Raw genomic sequence first — 20,097 nt, 5'->3', positions numbered from 1 at the left:
GTATCCGCTCGGTTTGCCTTGGGGGGTGGTGGGTGCGTATGGTGGTAGATCGTTTGATCCCATTTGCCCGGCGCCAACGCAGAGCGCGCCGTGTGGCGCGTACTCTCCCTTGCCGTGGCGGACCGCATAGAGGCGGTCGTGTGCGAATCACGGAGTTGACGGGCGCGTGCCGATGAGACTCCGGAAGGTTTCGCATACGCATGTCCATTTCCAGTGCCGATCACGTCGTCCTGCCCGAGGACCACGAGGATGTCCGTGAGGGCATCGCCGACGTCGAGGGTGGCGTCGAAGGCGGCGAGAACTCCGCCGACTCCGCCGGCGACGAGAAGCCGCAGATCACCTTCGCCGACCTCGGGCTTCCCGAGGGCGTCGTGCGCAAGCTCGCGCAGAACGGTGTGACCGTCCCGTTCCCGATCCAGGCCGCGACCATTCCGGACGCCCTGGCCGGGAAGGACATCCTGGGGCGCGGCCGTACCGGCTCCGGCAAGACGCTGTCGTTCGGTCTGCCGACCCTGGCCACGCTGGCCGGTGGCCACACCGAGCGGAAGAAGCCCCGCGCCGTCATCCTCACCCCGACCCGTGAGCTGGCGATGCAGGTGGCCGACGCGCTCCAGCCGTACGGGGATGTCCTCGGGCTGAAGATGAAGGTCGTGTGCGGTGGTACGTCCATGGGCAACCAGATCTACGCCCTGGAGCGGGGGGTCGACATTCTCGTCGCCACCCCGGGCCGGCTGCGCGACATCATCAACCGTGGTGCCTGCTCGCTGGAGAACGTCCAGATCGCCGTGCTCGACGAGGCCGACCAGATGTCGGACCTGGGCTTCCTGCCCGAGGTGACCGAGCTGCTCGACCAGGTGCCGGCGGGCGGTCAGCGGATGCTGTTCTCCGCGACCATGGAGAACGAGATCAAGACCCTCGTCGACCGCTATCTGACCGACCCGGTCTCGCACGAGGTCGACGCCGCGCAGGGTGCCGTGACGACCATGTCGCACCACATCCTCATCGTGAAGCCCAAGGACAAGGCGCCGGTCACGGCCGCGATCGCCTCCCGCAAGGGCCGCACCATCATCTTCGTCCGTACGCAGCTGGGGGCCGACCGGGTCGCCGAGCAGCTGTGCGACGCGGGTGTACGGGCCGACGCGCTCCACGGCGGTATGACCCAGGGCGCCCGGACCCGGACCCTCGCCGACTTCAAGGACGGGTACGTGAATGTGCTCGTCGCCACGGATGTCGCCGCGCGCGGTATCCACGTGGACGGCATCGACCTCGTCCTGAACGTCGACCCTGCCGGGGACCACAAGGACTACCTCCACCGGTCCGGGCGTACGGCCCGTGCCGGGCGGTCCGGCACCGTCGTGTCGCTGTCGCTGCCGCATCAGCGCCGGCAGATCTTCCGGCTGATGGAGGACGCGGGCGTCGACGCCTCGCGCCACATCATCCAGGGCGGTACGGCCTTCGACGCCGAGGTCGCCGAGATCACCGGCGCCCGGTCCATGACCGAGGTCCAGGCCGAGTCGGCGGGCAACGCCGCGCAGCAGGCCGAGCGTGAAGTCGCTCACCTCTCCAAGCAGTTGGAGCGGGCGACGCGTCGGGCCGCCGAGCTGCGCGACGAGGCCGACCGGCTCACCGCGCGTGCGGCGCGTGAGCGGGGCGAGGACCCGGAGGCGGCGGTCGCGGCCGCGCGGGCGGCTGAGGGGGCGGGGTCTACGGCTGCCGCTGGTGCGGTTGCGGGTGGCGAGGGCGGTGTCGCCGAGGGCGGCGCGGCTTCGGCGTCTTCGGTTCCGGCTTCCTCGGTTCCGGCTCAGGCTTCGGATGCGGTCCCGGCCGCGGTCATTGCCGAGGTATCCGTGCCCGAGCAGCCGGTCGCCCGGGATGTCGAGAAGGCCGAGCGGTTCGAGCGGGGCGAGCGGTTCGACAGGGGCGAGCGGGGCGGTCGGTTCGAGCGTGAGGAGCGTTCGGGGGGCTCGTCGTCGTACGGGCGCGCGTCGTCGTCGTACGAGCGGCGTGAGCGTCGGGACGACCGGGGTGAGCGGGGCGAGCGCGGTGAAAGGGGTGACCGTGGTGGGTTCCGGCGGGACGACCGTCGGGATGACCGTGGTGGGCGTTCGTTCGAGCGTCGGGACGACCGGGGTGGCTTCCGCCGTGACGACCGGGACAACCGTGGTGAGCGCGGTGACCGTGGCGACCGTGGTGGGTTCCGTCGGGACAACGACCGGGGCTTCGACCGTGACCGTGGCGGGCGTTCGTTCGACCGTCGCGACGACCGGGGTGGCTTCAACCGGGACAACCGTGACCGGGACCGTGGTGAGCGCGGTGACCGTGGCGACCGTGGTGGGTTCCGTCGGGACAACGACCGGGGCTTCGACCGTGACCGTGGCGGGCGTTCGTTCGAGCGTCGGGACGACCGGGGTGGCTTCAACCGGGACGACCGGGGCCGTGGCTTCGAGCGTGGCGGGCGTTCCTTCGACCGGCGGGACGACCGTGGTGGGCACCGGGGCAGCGACCGCCCGTTCAACCGCGACCGGCAGGGCGACCGCCCGGGCTTCCGCTCCGGTGGCCATGAGCGCCCGTACGGCCGCCGCGACGACCACCGTGGCTCCGGCAGCGGCAGCGGTTCCTTCGGCCGCCGCGACGACAAGCCGCGCTGGAAGCGCAACGGCTGACGGCGGGGCAGGCGGGTCACAACAACCGGCTCACCGTGCCTGACTGATTGATTGATCGGGAAGGGCCCGTACGACTTAGGTCGTACGGGCCCTTCGGCGTTCGCGCCCCGCACCGGCAGGCGATGCCGGCTTGGCTGATTTCCGGCCATGTCGTGACGCCTTTCACAGGCTTGCGGAGGGAATCCGACCTCGGCGGGCCTGTACCTCTGGGCGCACCGGTTGGCGCCGGAGCGGAGTGCGGCGGCCTGGGCGTGGTCCACGGGCTGGTTCAACGGACTCGGGCAGACAGGCCGCGCGGTGACGGAGGAGACCGCACGACGCGTCAACGGCCGGCCCCAAGGGCATCGTGGGTCCATCTTGGGTCCATCTGGACGTCATGGTGGCGGGGAACGTACTGCTGCTGGGATTCACGTTCGCGATGCAGTCGTACGACGGGGCGGGGCGGTGCGGTCCCGCTGGGGGTATCCGATCGGTAGGGGGCGTCGTGCCCCGGCCGAGTCGGTCGTCTCGCGGTGCTCCTCCGCCGTTCTTCCGCCCGTTCTGTTCTGTGGCGAACCTTTTTGCGGTGCTTCGACGCGGCCGGGTCACCGATACCCGATCGGAGTCCCGGCCGCGTCCGGCTATGCTCGGGGAGGCAACATCGCGCAACACCGCCTGGGCCCTTAGCTCAATTGGCAGAGCAGTGGACTTTTAATCCATTGGTTGTGGGTTCGAGTCCCACAGGGCCTACCGAGGCAGGAGAGAGGTGCACCTCTCTGACCTGCGGAAGGGCGCCCCGGTCGGCGGAGTCGGCCGGGGCTCTTCTGTTCGGGGTCGTTTACCCGCCCGCGTGTGTGCTCTGTTCGGGCTGGGGGTCCAGGGCGCCGCCGGTCACCATGTGGACCACGAAGTCGGCGGCGTTGCGGGCCGCCGGTGGCTGGGCGGTGTCTGTTTTGGCCTCGCCCCAGTCGGAGACGGCCTTGACCACGATCCAGGGGACGTGGCGGCCGGTCGCCGCCGCGTAGACGCCGCCGCCCTCCATCTCCGCGCCCAGTGCGTCCGGTTCCTCCGCGACCATGCGGTCCCGGAGCGGGGCGAAGTCGATCAGGACGCTGGAGGACAGCATCAGCCCGAAGTGGACCTTGGCGCCGGTCCAGTCGATCTCGGCTGCCCTGAGGCGGTCCAGCAGTACCCCGGAGGCGGACACCTTGTCGCCGCGCAGAACGACCAGCGGTTGTCCGTCGGCGTCACCGACCCTCCGGTGGTCCATCATGCGGAGCTGCGTGGAGACCAGGACGTGACCGAGTTCCTGTTTGCCGGGGCGGGTGCCGCAGCAGATGCCCACCGCGATGAGGTAGTCGGGCGCCAGGCGGTCCAGTACGGAGGAGACGACGAGCGCGGAGCCGGACGGGCCGCCCGACGCCTGCTCGCTCTGGACGACGTAGAGGTCGGCGTCGCTGATCCGGCCCAGCGCGAAGACCGTGTGGTCGCCGAGGCGACGGCGTTCGGGGCCGGTTCCGTTGACCGCCGCCACCGAGCGGAACACCGCGTCCCGTTCCTCCGCGGTCGCGACGACGAGCAGCAGCTTCGTGGGCATCATTCTCCTGTTCAGCCTGCGATGGGGTTCGGTCGCCCGGTGCAGCGCTTTCGCCTGCTGGCGGACCGCGACGACGGTGACGGGGACGGCCATGAGGGCCATGACCCCGAGCAGCCAGCCGATGGTCTGCGTCTGGACGGTGGCCGGGGTGAGATCGGCGGGCTCGCTCAGCAGCAGGCGATGGGACAGCCAGCGCAGGGCGCTGCCGTAGGTGACCGGGCGGCCGGGGCACTCGTCGGGGCACTCCGCGCGCTCCCAGCCGACCACGAGTTGGGCCCCCACGAGCACCACGGCGGTCGCGGCGCTGACGTACCAGAGCAGGAAGGACCCGGAGACGACCCTGCCCTCGCTGGGGTCGGGGGCCGTCGACGGCGGGTGCAGGACCAGCACCTCGACCGGGTCGGCCGTACTAGTGGCGCCGACCGGGTCGGCCGTACCGGTGCCGCCCACCGGGTCGGCCGTACTAGCGGCGCCGACAGGATCGGCCGTACCGGTGCCGTGTGCGTCGAGGCGTCGCCGTACCGCCTCCGTGGTGATCCCGCGTCTCAGCACCACCAGGGTCTCGGCCGACTCTCCCCGCTGCACCTGGAAGCCGAGGTCGGCGGCGGCCGTCTCGGCGCGTACGGCGACCAGGGTTCTCAGCCGCGCCGTGGTGCGCCGCAGCAACTCGTCGGTGCGGTGGGCGTCCTGCTGGTGGCACAGCGGTACGGTCCAGTGCCGGCCGGCCAGGGACTCCGCCACCGCGCGGGGCCCGGCGCCCGCCGCGCCGAACGACCGCCACAGCGCCCGCCCGCCGGTGAGGACCAGCGCGGCCATGAACACGGTGATGTACACGAGCGCGGCCAGGGCCAGCAGCAGAACGGCGAGGTGCGCGTCCGGAAACGGCAGCAGCGACGCCGCGCACACCAGGGCCAGCGCCGGCGGAGCCGCGAACAGCAGCGTCTGCCAATGCCGGTCCACGAGCCGGAGGAACCGGAGGCCGGCACCCGCTCCGAGGAACCGCCGTGAGAGGAGCGGGGGCGGCTCCAGCACCATGAACCCGCGCTCGTTCTGCCAGACCAGCCGCCCCTCCCGCCCGGCGACGTACAGCAGCAGCGCCAGTGGGCCGCGTGCGGGCAACAGGCAGGAGACGCCCTCGCCGCGCACGGTGGCCGTGGCCCTCCTGCCGTACTCCGCCGCCCGCACCGCCCGCGCCGCCCGGCGGCACCGCGCGTAGGACACGGCGGCGGGTTCGCTGTCGATCACCGGCACCGTCTCTCCCCCCGCGATGGAAGCCGACTTTCCCCGATACTTCCTTACTTCCCAGGGGGATTGCCTCCCAGGGGCATCACGTCCCAGGGGTAACGGGAGGCCCGGTACGACCTACTCGCAGGCGGCCGTCTCCGCGGCCTCGGCGCTGGTGGTGCTCTGTTTCGATGTCGTCGTGGTCGGGGTGGTCGGGGTGGTGGGCTCGGCGTTCTGGAGGGCCTGGGTCAGGGCTGACGCGGATTTGCCGGTGAGTTGGTCCTCCAGGGAGTGGTTCGGGTCCTCGGGGTCGGTCTCGGCCTTCGCCGCGGACAGGGCGCGGGCCGCCGTCGTCACCGTTCCCTCGGACTCGCCCTGGCCGAGGACCTCGCCGTCGAAGGGGATGTTCGAGTCGCTGCCGAGGCCGCGCCACCGGCCCGGAAGCCGGTCGTCCTCCTCGCCGCACACCGGGGGCTGCCACTCGATCGCCATGACGTAGCTGTGGCCCAGTTCGATGCGCGGCTGGTGCTCGCCGGTCATCTCGGTGCGGTTGGCGGTGTCGCCTCCGGTGAACTGCCAGCCGTGGGCCACCCATGAGAACGACGTGGGCGCCGCCGCCTTCGGGCTGTCGCCGGACCAGAGGACCTCGTCCACGCGGAGGGTCACATCGCGCAGGATCAGGCCCTCCCCGTGTTCGAGTTCCTCGTCCGTCGGGCTGATCTCCTTCTCCGCGACCGGCGTCACGGCGACGACATGATCGGCGTACGTCACCCAGTCCGCGGCCGTCCGGCTCGGATGCCGGTCGCTGCCGTGCGCCACGATCACCCCGCCCGGCCCGGTGGCGGCCCCGCCCGACGCCTCCGCGTCCTGCGGCTCCTGGGTCCGCTGGGTGACGAGCACCGTCGCGCAGATCGCGGCCGCCGTCACGGCGGCGGTCGTACCGACGAGCGTCGCGATACGCGTGATGCGGTTCAGATGGCTCGGACGGCTCAGGTGCTTGGTGTCCCCCTCGGCCCCGTCAGTAATTGGCATTGATCTGCTCCCTGTTGTTCGCGCCGAGGCCGTCGGCGAAGTCGACGCTCTTCTTCATGCAGCCCAGCCTGGGGTCCTGGTTCGGCAGGGCGGGGGAGGCGTCGGAGCCGTGGAGCAGGCCGACTGCGTGGCCGGTCTCGTGGCAGACCAGACCCGGGGTGTACTGGCCGCCGCCCTCGATACGGATGTACTGCTGGTCGCACTTGAAGCCACCGGGGCTGTTGTCGTTGCACCAGGTCAGGCCCTCGTCGCTGCCCGGGACGGTGGCCTCGGCATAGTAGATGTCCGTCTCCGCGTCACCCGACCAGGTGGGGGTGGAGTCGTAGGTGATCGTCAGGTCGGTGGGCGCGTACTCCTGCGCCATCACCACCTTGACGTTCTGCCTGTCGATGTCCTCCAGCTTGTCGCTGCCGCCGCTGTCCATGTAGTAGGTGACGTCCTTGTTGTCGGTGCGGCAGACGCTGTTGCTCGACATGCCGTTGAGACAGCCGGTGTTGTAGTTGTTCGTCGGTACGAGGTTGTCGGTGACGGCGGCCCAGGAGACGGCCGTGGCGGCTACGACGGCGAAGCCGGACAGGGCGACGGCGATTTTGGCCCTGCGGCGGTGGGACGCCAGAGAGCGCGACCCCTTGGACGGCGCCTGCGACTCGGGCGTCGTCGACGGCTCGGACGGCGCCGGTGATCTCGATGGCTCGGGTATGGCTGGTGACACGGTTCCCCTCGTTTCACTCGCGGTCGGGCCGGAGTTGCCCGAGGGGTCGCGTGAGAACGTCGCCGGTCCGTGTGCGGGAGCCGGGCACGACATGACGGCATGGCGTACTCGGCGCACCTCTCGTGCGTGACATGCGCGTCACGCACGAGTGGGCGGGCGAGATCTCCGCAGGGTGCGGTGGTCGATGGCATCCCCGCGGAACGTGGTCAGTCGCGTGTTTCCCCCGGGCAACTGGAGTGATGATTAGCGCACTTGTGTTCGAGAGTGGTCAAGTGTGAAGAGTGTGAGGAGGGTTGGTACCGGCCACTCGTTTTACGCCCCGGTTGCCGCCCCTACCCTTCCTCCGGTGCGTTCCTCCAGATGGAAGGGCACTCGGTGGTCGCCGCCTCGGACAGGCCCTGCTCGATCTTGGCGCGATACCACTCCAGTTGTTCGCCCTGGAAGGTGTCCGTCTCCAGGTCGCGCCGTTCCGGGACGACGACCAGGAGGTGCTGCCCCTTCTCCCAGGGTTCGTGGACACGGGCCTCGGTGGGGTCCACGACGTCGAGGGTGACGCGCTTCTCGCCATGGTCCGGCTTGATCCAGTCCCGTACGTCGAACGTCACGAGGACCCGGCCCGCCTCCGGCGACGGGCGTACCGCCACGACGTCCCCCTCCGCGATGGTCCGTCCACAGGCGATCCACTCGGGGAGCGTCTGGCCCTGGCCGGACCCCTGCTCGGCACCGGCGGAGCCGCTGGAAGCGTCGGAAGCGTCGGAAGCGGTGGAGTCGGTCGAGTCGGCCGAGTCGGTGGTTCCGGTGGACGTGGACCTCGTGGTTCCGCCGTCGAGCAGGGTGACCCCGAGGACTCCGACGCAGAGCGCGGCGGCGGTGGCGAGCGCGGCGGCCAGTACCGTTCGGCGCCGACGACCCCACCGGACCGTCGTCGTCGTTCGGGTGACGAGCGGAGTGCCGGCGGGCTCGGGGCGGGCCGCCTCCTCGCCGATCAGGGCGAAGGCCCGGCGCAACAGCTCCTCGTCCGACTCATTCCTCTCGTCCGACTCGTTCCTCTCGTTCCTCTCGTTCGTCTCGTTCGTCTCGTTCGTCTCGTTCGTCTCGTTCGTCTCGTCCGGCTCGGGCGGCTCGGGCGGATGCGGATGCGTCACCTCAGATCACCTCCATCTCGCGCAGCCGTGCCCCGATGGCAGCGACCGCCGTGTGCAGCCGGCTCTTGACCGTGCCCTCGGGGATGTCGAGGAGCCGGGCGATGTCCCGTACCGGCAGGTCCGTGTAGAAGCGCAGGGCGAGGATCTGCCGTTGTACGGCGGGCAGCCCCTCCAGCCCGTCGGCGACCGCCAGCGCCAGCAGCCGGTCCTCCTCGGAGTGCTCCACCGGGGGGCGCTGCCGCCATCTGGCGGCCAGCCGGTCGTGCAGCCCGGCGTCCCGGGCACGGGCGCGGTGCCAGTCGACGGCGACACGGGACGCCACGACCGACAGCCACGCCCGCCGCTTCCGGATCACCTCTCCGGAGCGCCTGGCCCGGGTCTCCAGCAGTTTCAACTGGACCTGCTGCACACCGTCGTCGAGTTCGCCCCACGGAACTCCTCCGAGAAGCAGCACGGCACGTACCAACTCGACGTCCGCGGCCTCGGACAACGGCGCCTCGGTCGAGGACACCTCCGACAGCGGCGCCTCCTCGGTCGACGGTGCCTCGGAGGCCCCCGCGGACCTCGTTCTCCATCTGCCGACCATCCCCCGCCTTCCCCCGCCTTCCCTTGCCTTCCCTCGCCTTCCCTCCTTTCTCATTCGACGGAGCACCACGGAAAAACGTTCGTCGGGTGATGAGGGCCGACGTCCGACGAGGTCAGTCTCAGGGTCAGTCGATCGGGGTGAGGCCGAGGGGGCCGGAGGCTTCCTGGAGGGCGGCCACGAGGGCGGACGTCAGGGGGTCGGGCGTGGCGGCCGTATGAGCGGCGGTCGAGGCCGAGTCCGAGGAAGCGGCCGTCGCCGCCCCGGAGCGCACGCCGACATCCCCGGAGGACCGCCAGACCACGGCGATGCGCCGATGCCCCGCGACCGGCACACCGGGCAGCGCGACCATGTCGGCCGGAGCATCGGCGAGGGCCAGCGTGGGCAGCACCGCGGCCCCGAGGCCGCCCCGTACCAGGGAGAGAACCGTCCGGAACTCACGGCACGTATGCGCGAGTCGCGGAGCGAGACCGTACTGGGCGGAGACGCGCTCCAGCGCGCGGCGGCAGGCTGTGCCGGGCGGGCCGGTCACCCAGGGCCGGTCGGTGAGGTCCCGGACCGTACGGGGCGCGGGCGCCCAGTCGGCCGGTGTCACCACGCGGTACTCGTCGTCGGCGATCGGCGCGGAGGCCAGGTCCTTGGCGTGGTGGGAGGGGGCCGGGTCGTCGGCGTCGTACTCGACCACGAGCAGGTCCAGCCCGCCGGTGCGCAGATCGCGCAGCGCCTCCGGGCCCTCCGACTCGATCACGCTCGGGCGCAGACCGGGGTGGGTGCGGGCGAGGGTGCCGAGGGCCGGGACCAGGAGGTGGCTGACCGCCGTGGAGAACGCGCCGATCGACACCGGGCCCGTCACCCGGCCCGTGAGGAGCGTCAACTCCCTTCGTGCCTCGGCCAGTTCGTGCTCGATACGTTCGGCTCGGGCGGCCAGCAGCTTTCCGGCCGGGGTGAGGCCGACCCTGCGGCGCGAGCGGTCGATCAGGGGCTGGCCCACTTCGCGTTCGAGCTGGGCGAGGTGCTGGGAGACCGCCGAGGGGGTCAGATGCAGCACCTTCGCCGCGTCCATCACACCGCCGCGCAACGCGACCGCACGGAGGACGCGCAGCCGACGGGGGTCCAGTTCCATAAGCCGCACTGTAGCGAGGCTTCAGAAAACATCGCTTGTTCTCAAGCGCAGCTGCAGCAAGGATTGGCTTTTGGTACGCATTGTGAACAGAGGAAGCAGGGCATCGTGAGCGGCGAGTCAGATCACTTGGACGAGACGAGCGAGACGGGCGAGACGGATGAGGTGGGCGAGACGGATGAGGTGGGCGAGACGGACGAGACCCGCCAGTCAGGTGCGGCGGCCGAGGCGGGCACGGCCCGTCGGGCCCGTCAGGTCCGTCAGGCCCGTCGGATCGTCGATCTCAGCCACCCCGTCCGGCACGGCATGATCACCTACCCCGGTCTGCCGGGCCCCGAGATCGGCGATCACCTCACCCGCGCCGCCTCCCGCGACATCTACGCCCCCGGCACCGAGTTCGCCATCGGCCGTATCGCGATGGTCTCCAACACGGGCACGTACGTCGACAGCCCCTTCCACCGCTACGGCGACGGCCCCGACCTCGCCGGACTCCCCCTCGAACGCCTCACCGACCTCGACGGCATCGTCGTACGAGCCCTGGACGACGACCGCGACGCGACGGGGGACGACCGCGACCCGACGGTGGACGGGGCCGGCGGTGGGCGGCGGGCCGTGGGGCGTGAGCTGCTGTCGGCGTACGACGTCGCCGGGAAGGCCGTACTGATCCACACCGGGTGGGCCCGGCACTTCGGCACCGAGCGGTACGGCCATGGCCACCCGTATCTCACGGCGGACGCCACCGCCTGGCTGGTCGAACAGGGGGCCGTCCTCGTCGGGATCGACTCGCTCAACATCGACGACACCGACGACGGCACCCGCCCCGCCCACACCGGACTGCTGGCCGCGGGCATCCCCGTGGTCGAACACCTGCGCGGGCTGGAGGCGCTGCCGCCGCGAGGGTTCCGTTTCCACGCGGCGCCTCCGGCGGTCGAGGGCATGGGCACGTTCCCGGTACGGGCGTACGCGCTGGTCGAGACCGGCGGCGCGTGAGGCCCGGGAGCGGTCGTCCGGGCGGTCACCCGGGCGGAGCAGGGTTAAGCTGCGTACCGGCGTGAACCGGCGCATGGTGGTGGCATGGACGAGCGTCCTCCAGTCGTCGTGCTGCCGCCGTCGTCGGACGGCGGCCGACAGGTGCTGATCCACGGTGAGCGCGTGGGCACCGCCTACAACCTGTTCGACGTCATGGAGTTCCTGCACGACGCCGGTCTGCCGGCCAAGGAGACCGCCGTCGACGACCCCGAACTGACGGAGTGGCGGGGCGGCGGCCCGTACGACTGGAACCCGCCCGTGTAGAGAACACGCGCTGGGCCGCCCTTCGGCGCCTTCACCGGGACCCCTGCCGCTCGCCACCATCGCTGGGAATCCCACCTTCGGATGCCCCGAGATCCTCACCCCCCGCACCCCCGCGTGGCCGAAGCCCGCGACCCATGTGCCAGAAGTGACGGGAACCTCCGGCCATGCCCACTGCGTCCGTGCGCACGACGGGTGTGGATTTTGTGGACGGCGGACATCATGGACGGGACAGACATCCGGGGAGACCGGACGGACCGGGTAGACCGGGTAGACCGGGGTGATCGGGGAGAGACGAGCCTCCGGCCGCGGGGAGGGGGGTCCATGGCGCAGCCGTTGGAGAGCGGTGATCCGCGGCAGGTGGGGCCGTACCGGATTCTGGGGCGGCTCGGGGCCGGCGGGATGGGGCGGGTCTATCTGGCGCGTTCGCCCGGCGGGCGTGCGGTCGCCGTCAAGACCATCCGGCCGGAGATGACGTACGAGCCGGAGTTCCGGCAGCGGTTCGCTCGGGAGGCGGCGGCCGCGCGGGCCGTCAGCGGGGCGTTCACGGCGGCGGTCATCGACGCGGACCCGTACGGCAACCCGCCCTGGCTCGCGACCGTCCATGTCGCCGGTGTCTCGCTCGACGACGCCATCGCCCGCCACGGCCCGCTGCCCGAGGCGTCCGTGCTCGCGCTGGGCGCGGGGCTGAGCGAGGCGCTGGGGGCGATCCATGCCGCCGGGCTCGTCCACCGGGATCTCAAGCCGTCCAATGTGCTGCTGGCCCCCGACGGGCCCAAGGTGATCGACTTCGGTATCGCGATCAGCGCCGGGTCGAGTTCGCTGACCCGGAGCGGGGTCGTGGTCGGTACGCCCGCGTTCATGTCGCCCGAGCAGTTGACGGGCGGGCGGGCCAGTACGCCCGCCGATGTGTTCGCCCTCGGGGGCGTACTCGTCTTCTCGGCCACCGGGATGGGGCCCTTCGGGGCCGGTTCGGCGGCGGGGCTCGGGTATCGCGTGGTGCACGACCGGCCCGATCTGACCGCCGTGCCCGAGGGCCTGCGCCCGCTCCTCGCCCGCTGCCTCGACAAGGACCCCGTCCAGCGGCCGACGGTCGCGGAACTCCTCGACGAGTTCGCCGCCCGTCTCCTGCCGACCTCCTCCCCCTCCCGTACGACGGCGTACGACGAGGAAACCGAAACCGTCACCCTCGCCTTCGAGGGCGGCGCCTGGCTGCCCGCGCCCGTGGCCGCGTCGGTACGACGGGCGGAGGCGGCCGGTGGAGCGGTGCCGGTGGCCCCACCGGAGGCGTTCGGAACCCCGGCCGCGCGCTTCGGCCCCCCGAGCCCCAGACCCGTATCGGGCCCCGCGCCCGGGCCGGACCCCGCCCGCACTCCCGCCTCCACCCCCGCGCCGACCGCCGGACCGACTCCGACCACGGCCCTTCCCTTCACCCCGGCGACCCCGACCGAGCCCGACACCGAGGGCCCGGAATACCTGGGGGAAGCCACCAGAACACCCCAGCACGAAGCCACCGGAGCGCCCCAAGGCGAAGCCATCGGGCCACCCCAAGGCTTCGGCCCGCCCCCCACGCCCACCCCACCCGGCACGAGCACCTGGCGAACGGACCCCGACCCCAGTACGCCCACCCGACGAACGGACCCCGCCCCCGCCCCGCCCACCCGCCGTCGCGTGCTCGCCACCCTCGCCGGAGTCGGTGGCGTGGCCGCCGTGGGCGTCGGCACGTACCTCCTCGGCCGGGGCGACGGCGACACCGGCAAGGGCACGGACGACACCACCCTGAAGGACCCGGAGACCACCCCCACCCCCGGCCGCCGCCGCTGGACGTACGGCACCGGCGGCCCGATCGCGCCCGCGCTGCTCGCTGCCGGCGGACTGGTGTACGCCGGCAGCAGGGACGGGACGATGTACGCGCTGGACGCCGAAACCGGCAAGCCCCGCTGGCAGTTCAGTACCGGCAACGGCGTCTACACCTGCCCGGCCGTGGCCGGCGGCATCGCGTACTTCGGCAGCGCCGACTACCACCTCTACGCCGTCGACGTCGCGACCGGCGACCAGCGCTGGCAGTTCAGCGCCCAGGGGGAGGTCAACTCCTCGCCGGTGGTCGCCGGGGGAGTGGTCTACGTGGGCAGCGACGACCGCAAGTTGTACGCGGTGGACGCCGCTTCCGGCGACCGGAAGTGGACGTACGCGGCGGGGGGCCGCATCCGCTCCTCCCCGGTCGTGGCGTGGAACAAGGTGTACGTGGGCAGCGAGGACGCCCTCCTGCACGCCGTCGACGTGGCGACCGGCGAACGCAGCTGGTCGTTCGAGACGGGCGGCGACGTCAAGTCGTCCCCGGCGATCGCCGACCGCGTCGTCTACGTCGGCAGCTACGACGGCGGCCTCTACGCCGTCGACTGCGACACCGGCGAGCGGAAGTGGAAGTTCACCACCAAGGGCGGGGTCGGCTCGTCGCCGTTCGTCGCCCAGGGCGTGGTGTACGTGGGCAGCGACGACGGCAACCTGTACGCCGTGGACGCCCTTACCGGTGAGCAGAAGTGGAAGTTCACCATCGGCAACGTCGTGTACTCCTCGCCCACCTACCTCGACGGCACGGTCTACGTCGGCAGCAAGAACGGCAACCTCTACGCCGTCGACGCGGACACGGGCAAGCGCGTGTGGGTGAACCGCACCGGCGCCGACATCCGCTCGTCCCCGGCGGCCATCGGCAGCACGGTGTACGTGGGCAACGACAGCGGCACGGTCTACGCGGTCAGCCGCTGAACGGCGACGGGTGACCCGACCCGGGTCCGGAAGGACCACGGGTCCCGTCCGCCCTGGCGGATCACCCGCGCCGCATGGAACGCGAAAACACCTTGGGCCGGAACCCTTGATCGGGTTCCGGCCCAAGGCCTTCAGTAGCGGGGACAGGATTTGAACCTGCGACCTCTGGGTTATGAGCCCAGCGAGCTACCGAGCTGCTCCACCCCGCGTCGGTGAAACCAGAGTACCCCATCCGCGGGGCCCCGAGCACACGCTTTACCCACCCGAAGATCATCTCCGGGCGACCCGACCCTCGGTTCCCCCGGCCGCCCGGACTCGGTTCCCCCGGCCGTATGGCCCTGGTTCCCCGGCCGCCCGGCCCCAGCCTCCTCGCTCGCCCGGTGGTCGGGGGGTGGTCGGTGCCCCCAGCCTCCTCGCTCGCCCAGCGCCCCGTCACCCGCCCAGCAAATGCCCGTTCGGCGTCTTGGCGCGCTCCGCGTACTCGGGGAGTACGACGACGTCGGCGCCCTCCTCCGACAGGATCGCGTTCCCGGCGGCGGCGTTCTCGACGAAGGTGTCGGGCTCCCGCCAGGCCGTGACGACGCGGCGTACTCCGGCGTCGAGGATCAGCCGGGCGCAGGGGGCGGGCCGGGAGGCGCGGTGGGCGCAGGGTTCGAGGCTGCTGTAGACGGTGGCGCCGGCGAGGCGCGGATCGGCGGGGTCGAGTTTGGCGAGGGCGGCCTCCTCGGCGTGGGCGACGGGGTCGCCGCCCTCCCGCGAGTACCCGCGGGCCAGCTCCGTACCGTTCTCGGCGACCACGACCGCGCCCACGCTGAACGCGGTCGAGGAGGGCGGGCACTCGGCGGCCAGTTCACAGGCGAGGGCCAGCCAGTGCCGGTCGGCGGCGGAGCCGTTCATCCCGGTGCCGGGCGCCGTGGGGACGTACCGGATCAGGACGACGTCCCCGACCGGCCGGGTCTCCACCACCCGCATCCGGCTCGTCGGCCCCCCGGGATACGCCCCGGTCCCGAACATCCGCGGTGCGTCCGCCTCCCCCACGAACACCGGCGCCACGGCCAGCCGCAGCTCGTCGGCGAGCCCCTGCTGGAGCAGCTGGGTGTGGACGAGGCCACCGCCCTCGACCATGAGACGTCGTACGCCGCGTACGTCCCCGAGATGGTCGAGGACGGCCGGCCACTCCAGATCGGGGCCGAGGGACACCACGTCCACGCCGGACACCACGTCCACGCCGGTCGCCAGGCCCAGCGCGTGGAGGCGTTCCGCGCCCTTGTCAGTCGTGTACACGACCTTCTCGCCGCCGGTGTGCCAGAACCGGGCCGCCGGGTCCAGCTCGCCGGACGCGCTGACCGTGACCTTCAGCGGATACTCCGGGAGCCCGGCGGCGACCCGGGCCGCGCGTCGCTCGGGGGAGTTGACCAGCAGCCGGGGGTTGTCGGTGCGCAGGGTGCCGGCGCCGATCAGGATGGCGTCGCTGTCCGCGCGCACCTCGTCGACCCGGTCGAAGTCGGCGGGCCCGGAGAGCAGCAGCCGTTCGGGCCCGGTGTCGTCCAGGTAGCCGTCGAGGGAGACGGCGGCGGACAACAGGACGTAGGGCTGAGGCATGGGCGCGCTCCCTGTGACATGACGATGAACGGCGGGATGGCCGGGAACGAACGGCGGGGTGACCTGGACGAACGCCGGGCTTGGTTCAAGTTTTAAGCAACATCTACACTGTACGCATGACGACCCGCTGGCTCACCCCCGAGGAGCAGCGTGCCTGGCGCGCGTTCATCGCCGCGAGCTCACTCCTGGAGGACGCGCTCGACCGGCAGCTCCAGCAGGAGGCCGGCCTGCCGCACCTCTACTACTCCATCCTGTCCGCGCTCTCCGAGGCGCCGGACCACCGGATGCGGATGACGGATGTCGCCGAGCGTCTGAAGATCACGCGCAGCCGGCTGACGTACGCCGTGACGCGGCTGGAGAACGACGGGGTGCTGCGGCGCGAGAACTGCCAGTGGGACAAGCGGGGCAGTATCGCCGTACTGACAGACGAGGGCATGGCCCTGCTGGAACGCGCGGCGCCGGGCCATGTCGAAACGGTCCGCAAGGCGGTCTTCGACCATCTCCGCCCCGAGCAGATCGGCCAGTTGGAGGAGATCTGTACGGGGATCGCGGCGGCGCTCCAGGGTGAGGACGGCCACCGCCCGCCCGGCGCGGACGAGCTGCCGTGGCGCCGCAGGTCGTGCTCGTCGTCCGACGGATGACTTGGCTCACTTCTGCGGTGTCGGGAATGTGATCTCCCCGTAAATCTGTTGCTTGAAATTTGAAGCAGGGGTTAGAGTCGCCGGGAGGCGTTGCTTCAAATCTGAACCAGATGTGGAGTGGCCGCCCACCCGCACAGGACCGAGGACCGGAGAACCGCATGCCCGACTCCCCCGCCACCACAGCCGCAGCCACGTCCGCCACTGCCACCGTCGCCGCCACGGTCACCGCCACTGCCCCTGCCGCCGCCACCCCGCGTGCCCGTGTCCGGGTGCCGCTGCGCTTCGGTGACGGTTACGCCGTCGACGCCGAGATGGTCACCTTCCACGGCCTCGTCGACGGCCAGGAGCATCTGGCGCTCGTCCTCGGCGACCCCGAGCCCGGCACGACCCCCCTGGTCCGGCTGCACTCCGAGTGCCTGACCGGCGATGTCTTCGGCTCGGCCCGCTGCGACTGCGGTCCGCAGCTGCGTGAGGCGGTGGAGCGGATCGCCGACCGGGGCGGGGTACTCCTCTACCTCCGCCAGGAGGGGCGCGGCATCGGCCTCTACAACAAGCTCGACGCGTACGCCCTCCAGGACCAGGGTCTCGACACCTACGAGGCGAACGCGGCCCTGGGTCTGCCTGAGGACGGCCGCGACTACACGGCCGCCGCGCAGATGCTGACCGCCCTGGGCATCACCGAACTGGACCTGCTGTCCAACAACCCCGACAAGGCACAGCAGTTGCGCGACCTCGGGGTCGGGGTCCGGGACCGGGTGCCGACCGGCGTCTTCACCACCGCCCACAATGTCCGTTACCTCCGGGCGAAGGTGCTCCAGACCCAGCACACGCTGGCGCTGCCCGAGCCCGCGTAACGGCGTGGCCCTCTTTCCGGCGCGAGGGCGTGACCCTCTTTTCATTTCCTTCATGATCACCATCTCGCCCCCTCCTCGATATCACTCCCCGTGTCCGCCCGACCCCCCTCCGCATAACAACTGACATACCGTCAGAACTTCTGTTACCGCCGAGGGAAGGTCAACTCGCCCGTTTTCGGCCGCTCATGACCCGTAAAGTCCAGCGGAAAAGCCGGAACGATCATTCAGAACTGCTTGGAATGGGGCCCTCGCGTCTATTAACGTTCGATAACGCAGCGCGGTCGTCCCAGCCGTCACAAGAGGCGGCTCCGTGCTCACGCGCCGAATCCCGTACCACTTGTTGGTAGGGGAACCGGGGAACCACCACCCTGGGGTGAATCGCGGGCAAACCGTCGTGGCAGCACGACTGGTTTACGCGCGTAGGAGACCTTCCTGCTCCGAACCCGTCAGCTAACCCGGTAGGCGAGAAGGAAGGAAAGGAGTACGCCCACGTGGCGTCCAACCGGTCCGCGACCGAAGCCCCGTTCGTACCGGCCCAACGTGACGGCGAGAGCCGGACGTTCGGCTACGGCAGCTACAACAGCGAGAACGAGGGCCCCTGGCAGGAGTGGAACCCCACCGAGGAGTCCATTCGCCCCGTCCGCGGCCGGCACCGCGTCGCCAAGCAGCGGCAGCGCGGCGGGCTCGCCCGTAGCTCCACGGTCCTCGGCGTCGGTGTCATAGCCGCCGTCGGCGGCGCGGGCATGGCCAGCGCGCAGACCGGCAAGCCCCCGGTGTCCATCTCGATGCCCGACATGCCGAACGTCGGCTCGGTCTTCGAGGAGGAGGACGAGGCCCAGGACGAGCCGCAGGCGACCACCGCCCCCCTCAGCAGCGCCGGCCTGATCGCCGCCGACACCGAGCAGGGCACGACCGACGCTGGCGAGGCACTGCGCGCCCGCATCATCCAGCAGGCCGAGTCCCAGCAGGACGCCGTCGACCTGAAGGCCGCCGAGGCCGCGCAGACCGCCGCCGCGGAGAAGGCCGCCGAGCAGGCCGCCCAGGAGAAGAAGGAAGCCGAGGCCAAGGAGGCCGCCGCCAAGAAGAAGGCGGAGGAGGAGGCCGCGGCGAAGAAGGAGGCCGAGCGCCTCGCCGAGCTGGCCAAGCAGTTCGCGCTGCCGACCTCCTCGTACACCATCACCTCCACATTCGGCCAGGCCGGCTCCTACTGGTCCTCCGGCTACCACACCGGCCTCGACTTCGCCGCCCCCACCGGCACCCTCATCAAGGCCGTCCACAGCGGCACGATCACCCAGGCCGGCTGGGACGGCTCGTACGGCTACAAGACCGTCCTCACCCTCGATGACGGCACCGAGATCTGGTACGCCCACCAGTCCTCCATCGGCGTCAGCGTCGGCCAGAAGGTCGCCACCGGCGATGTCATCGGCCGAGTGGGCGCCACCGGCAACGTCACCGGCGCCCACCTCCACCTGGAGGTCCACCCCGACGGCAGCGCCAGCGGCATCGACCCGGCGGCGTGGCTGCGCAGCAAGGGCCTGAGCATCTGACTTTTCCGGTGTGACTTTTCAGGGCCGTGTCCTTCTGGACACGGCCCTCGTGTTTTTCGCGCAAACGGCGCCGCCGGCGACGACGGTGGGCGCCCCCCTCCCCTCACCCGGTGTTCATGGCATCGCGGAATGCGGGCGTCCGCCAAGGCTGTTGACGAAGAACATGACTTCTCTTCGCAAGCTGGGCACGTCCGATCTTGAGGTCTTCCCCCTCTGCCTGGGCGGCAACGTCTTCGGCTGGACGGCGGACGAGCAGACCTCCTTCGCGGTCCTCGACGCCTACGCGGCGGCCGGCGGCAACTTCGTCGACACGGCGGACTCCTACTCGCACTGGGTCGACGGCCACACGGGAGGCGAGTCGGAGACGATCATTGGCAAGTGGGTCAAGTCCCGCGGCAATCGCTCCGACGTGGTCATCGCGACCAAGGTGAGCCAGCACCCCGACTTCCCCGGCCTGACCGCCGCCAACATCAAGGCGGCGGCCGACGCCTCCCTCACCCGCCTGGGCACCGACCACATCGACCTCTACTACACGCACTTCGACAAGCCCGAAGTCCCGGTGGAGGAGATCATCACGGCCCTGGACGACCTGGTGAAGGCGGGCAAGGTACGCGCCATCGCCGCGTCCAACATCACCACCGAGCGACTGAAGGAGTCCCTGGACTTCTCCGACACCGAGGGCCTGGCCCGTTACGTCGCCCTACAGCCCCACTACAACCTGGTCTCGCGGGAGACCTACGAGGGCCCCCTCCAGACCCTGGCAACCGAAGCGGGCCTGGCCGCCGTCCCCTACTTCGCCCTGGCCATGGGTTTCCTGACGGGCAAGTACCGCCCTGGCACCACCGTCGACAGCCCCCGCTCCGCAGGCGCCGGCGCCTATCTGGAGACCCCCAAGGGCACCCGAGTCCTGACAGCTCTGGACGAGATCGCCGCCGAGAGGAACGCGGACGTCGCGACCATCGCCCTGTCCTGGCTCGCGGCCCAGCCCACGGTGGCGGCCCCCATAGCCTCGGCCCGCGACCTCACCCAACTCCCCCCACTCCTCGCCCTGGCCGACCTGACGCTGACTCCCGAGCAACTGAACCGACTGACAGAGGCGTCGGAGTAGCACCGAGATCCACGTCGGCGTGAGCGAACGGACAACGACGGGGTGGGCGCCGCCCACCGGCACGCCTGCCAGCAACTGGAGCGGGATGGCGGCCCGCAACTGGAGCGGGACGGCGGCCCGTAGCGAGGGCGGTCATGGGGACGGCGGGGAAGCCGCGTACGGACGGAAGGGGCCGGGCCGGTGTGTCATATGTCCGTCGCGTACAGCCGGCTCAGCAAAGTTCACGCCATCCAA

General features: G+C 71.1%; 15 protein-coding genes, 2 tRNA genes and 1 riboswitch. Of the genes, 9 read left to right on the top strand and 8 right to left on the bottom strand.

Annotated features, from left to right (window positions below):
* Positions 1-200 precede the first annotated feature (200 nt).
* Positions 201-2,663, top strand: a complete 2,463-nt coding sequence (locus tag ACWD4G_RS41360; RefSeq protein WP_451303122.1) for a DEAD/DEAH box helicase — start codon at positions 201-203, stop codon at positions 2,661-2,663.
* A gap of 656 nt (positions 2,664-3,319) precedes the next feature.
* Positions 3,320-3,392: transfer RNA gene (locus tag ACWD4G_RS41355), tRNA-Lys, on the top strand.
* A gap of 88 nt (positions 3,393-3,480) precedes the next feature.
* Here the strand turns inward: ACWD4G_RS41355 and ACWD4G_RS41350 are convergent.
* The 6 genes from ACWD4G_RS41350 to ACWD4G_RS41325 form a co-directional block, all read right to left on the bottom strand.
* A complete protein-coding gene (locus ACWD4G_RS41350; protein WP_451303120.1) occupies positions 3,481-5,484 on the bottom strand; it encodes a phosphorylase family protein in 2,004 nt (667 codons plus the stop codon).
* Between the two features lie 117 nt (positions 5,485-5,601).
* Positions 5,602-6,495 carry a hypothetical protein gene (locus ACWD4G_RS41345; protein WP_451303118.1) on the bottom strand — a complete coding sequence of 298 codons (894 nt, stop codon included), beginning with the start codon at positions 6,493-6,495 and terminating at the stop codon, positions 5,602-5,604.
* Positions 6,482-7,207: a hypothetical protein gene (locus ACWD4G_RS41340; RefSeq protein ID WP_451303116.1), complete on the bottom strand. Its 726-nt coding sequence runs from the start codon at positions 7,205-7,207 to the stop codon at positions 6,482-6,484. The genes ACWD4G_RS41345 and ACWD4G_RS41340 overlap by 14 nt, the downstream gene beginning before the upstream one ends.
* Before the next feature lie 332 nt (positions 7,208-7,539).
* Positions 7,540-8,352, bottom strand: coding sequence for a hypothetical protein (locus tag ACWD4G_RS41335; RefSeq protein WP_451303114.1), 813 nt, complete (start codon positions 8,350-8,352; stop codon positions 7,540-7,542).
* Position 8,353: 1 nt separating this feature from the next.
* Entirely contained in the window at positions 8,354-8,938 is a 585-nt protein-coding gene (locus ACWD4G_RS41330; protein WP_451303112.1) for an RNA polymerase sigma factor, read from the bottom strand.
* Between the two features lie 124 nt (positions 8,939-9,062).
* A complete protein-coding gene (locus tag ACWD4G_RS41325; RefSeq protein WP_451303110.1) occupies positions 9,063-10,058 on the bottom strand; it encodes a LysR family transcriptional regulator in 996 nt (331 codons plus the stop codon).
* Positions 10,059-10,163: 105 nt separating this feature from the next.
* Between ACWD4G_RS41325 and ACWD4G_RS41320 the strand changes: the two genes are divergently transcribed.
* The 3 genes from ACWD4G_RS41320 to ACWD4G_RS41310 all read left to right on the top strand — a co-directional run bounded on the left by ACWD4G_RS41320 (position 10,164) and on the right by ACWD4G_RS41310 (position 14,111).
* The gene (locus ACWD4G_RS41320) at positions 10,164-11,045 is read left to right on the top strand and encodes a cyclase family protein (RefSeq protein ID WP_451303108.1); all 882 of its coding nucleotides are present in this window, start codon (positions 10,164-10,166) and stop codon (positions 11,043-11,045) included.
* An 84-nt stretch (positions 11,046-11,129) separates the two neighbouring features.
* On the top strand, positions 11,130-11,348 hold the full coding sequence (locus ACWD4G_RS41315; protein WP_451303106.1) for a hypothetical protein: 219 nt from the start codon (positions 11,130-11,132) through the stop codon (positions 11,346-11,348).
* Positions 11,349-11,669: 321 nt separating this feature from the next.
* On the top strand, positions 11,670-14,111 hold the full coding sequence (locus ACWD4G_RS41310) for a beta-alanine-activating enzyme beta-propeller domain-containing protein (RefSeq protein ID WP_451303104.1): 2,442 nt from the start codon (positions 11,670-11,672) through the stop codon (positions 14,109-14,111).
* A 135-nt stretch (positions 14,112-14,246) separates the two neighbouring features.
* On the opposite strand, the gene ACWD4G_RS41305 is transcribed toward ACWD4G_RS41310, so the two are convergent.
* Positions 14,247-14,320, bottom strand: a tRNA-Met gene (locus ACWD4G_RS41305).
* A 223-nt stretch (positions 14,321-14,543) separates the two neighbouring features.
* Complete coding sequence (locus ACWD4G_RS41300; protein ID WP_451303102.1) at positions 14,544-15,713, bottom strand: dihydrofolate reductase family protein; 1,170 nt, start codon at positions 15,711-15,713, stop codon at positions 14,544-14,546.
* A 116-nt stretch (positions 15,714-15,829) separates the two neighbouring features.
* Between ACWD4G_RS41300 and ACWD4G_RS41295 the strand changes: the two genes are divergently transcribed.
* The 4 genes from ACWD4G_RS41295 to ACWD4G_RS41280 all read left to right on the top strand — a co-directional run bounded on the left by ACWD4G_RS41295 (position 15,830) and on the right by ACWD4G_RS41280 (position 19,863).
* Complete coding sequence (locus ACWD4G_RS41295; RefSeq protein ID WP_451303100.1) at positions 15,830-16,354, top strand: MarR family winged helix-turn-helix transcriptional regulator; 525 nt, start codon at positions 15,830-15,832, stop codon at positions 16,352-16,354.
* Positions 16,355-16,512: 158 nt separating this feature from the next.
* The gene (locus ACWD4G_RS41290; RefSeq protein ID WP_451303098.1) at positions 16,513-17,208 is read left to right on the top strand and encodes a GTP cyclohydrolase II; all 696 of its coding nucleotides are present in this window, start codon (positions 16,513-16,515) and stop codon (positions 17,206-17,208) included.
* 309 nt (positions 17,209-17,517) lie between these two features.
* A riboswitch (cyclic di-AMP (ydaO/yuaA leader) is annotated at positions 17,518-17,688 on the top strand.
* Positions 17,689-17,699: 11 nt separating this feature from the next.
* Positions 17,700-18,755, top strand: coding sequence for a M23 family metallopeptidase (locus tag ACWD4G_RS41285; protein WP_451303096.1), 1,056 nt, complete (start codon positions 17,700-17,702; stop codon positions 18,753-18,755).
* Between the two features lie 163 nt (positions 18,756-18,918).
* The gene (locus tag ACWD4G_RS41280; protein ID WP_451303094.1) at positions 18,919-19,863 is read left to right on the top strand and encodes an aldo/keto reductase; all 945 of its coding nucleotides are present in this window, start codon (positions 18,919-18,921) and stop codon (positions 19,861-19,863) included.
* The last annotated feature ends 234 nt before the right edge of the window (positions 19,864-20,097 follow it).

Source organism: Streptomyces sp. NPDC002643 (assembly GCF_053592555.1).
Note: the sequence above shows the minus strand (reverse complement) of the source record. Positions and strands in the feature narration are given on the sequence as shown.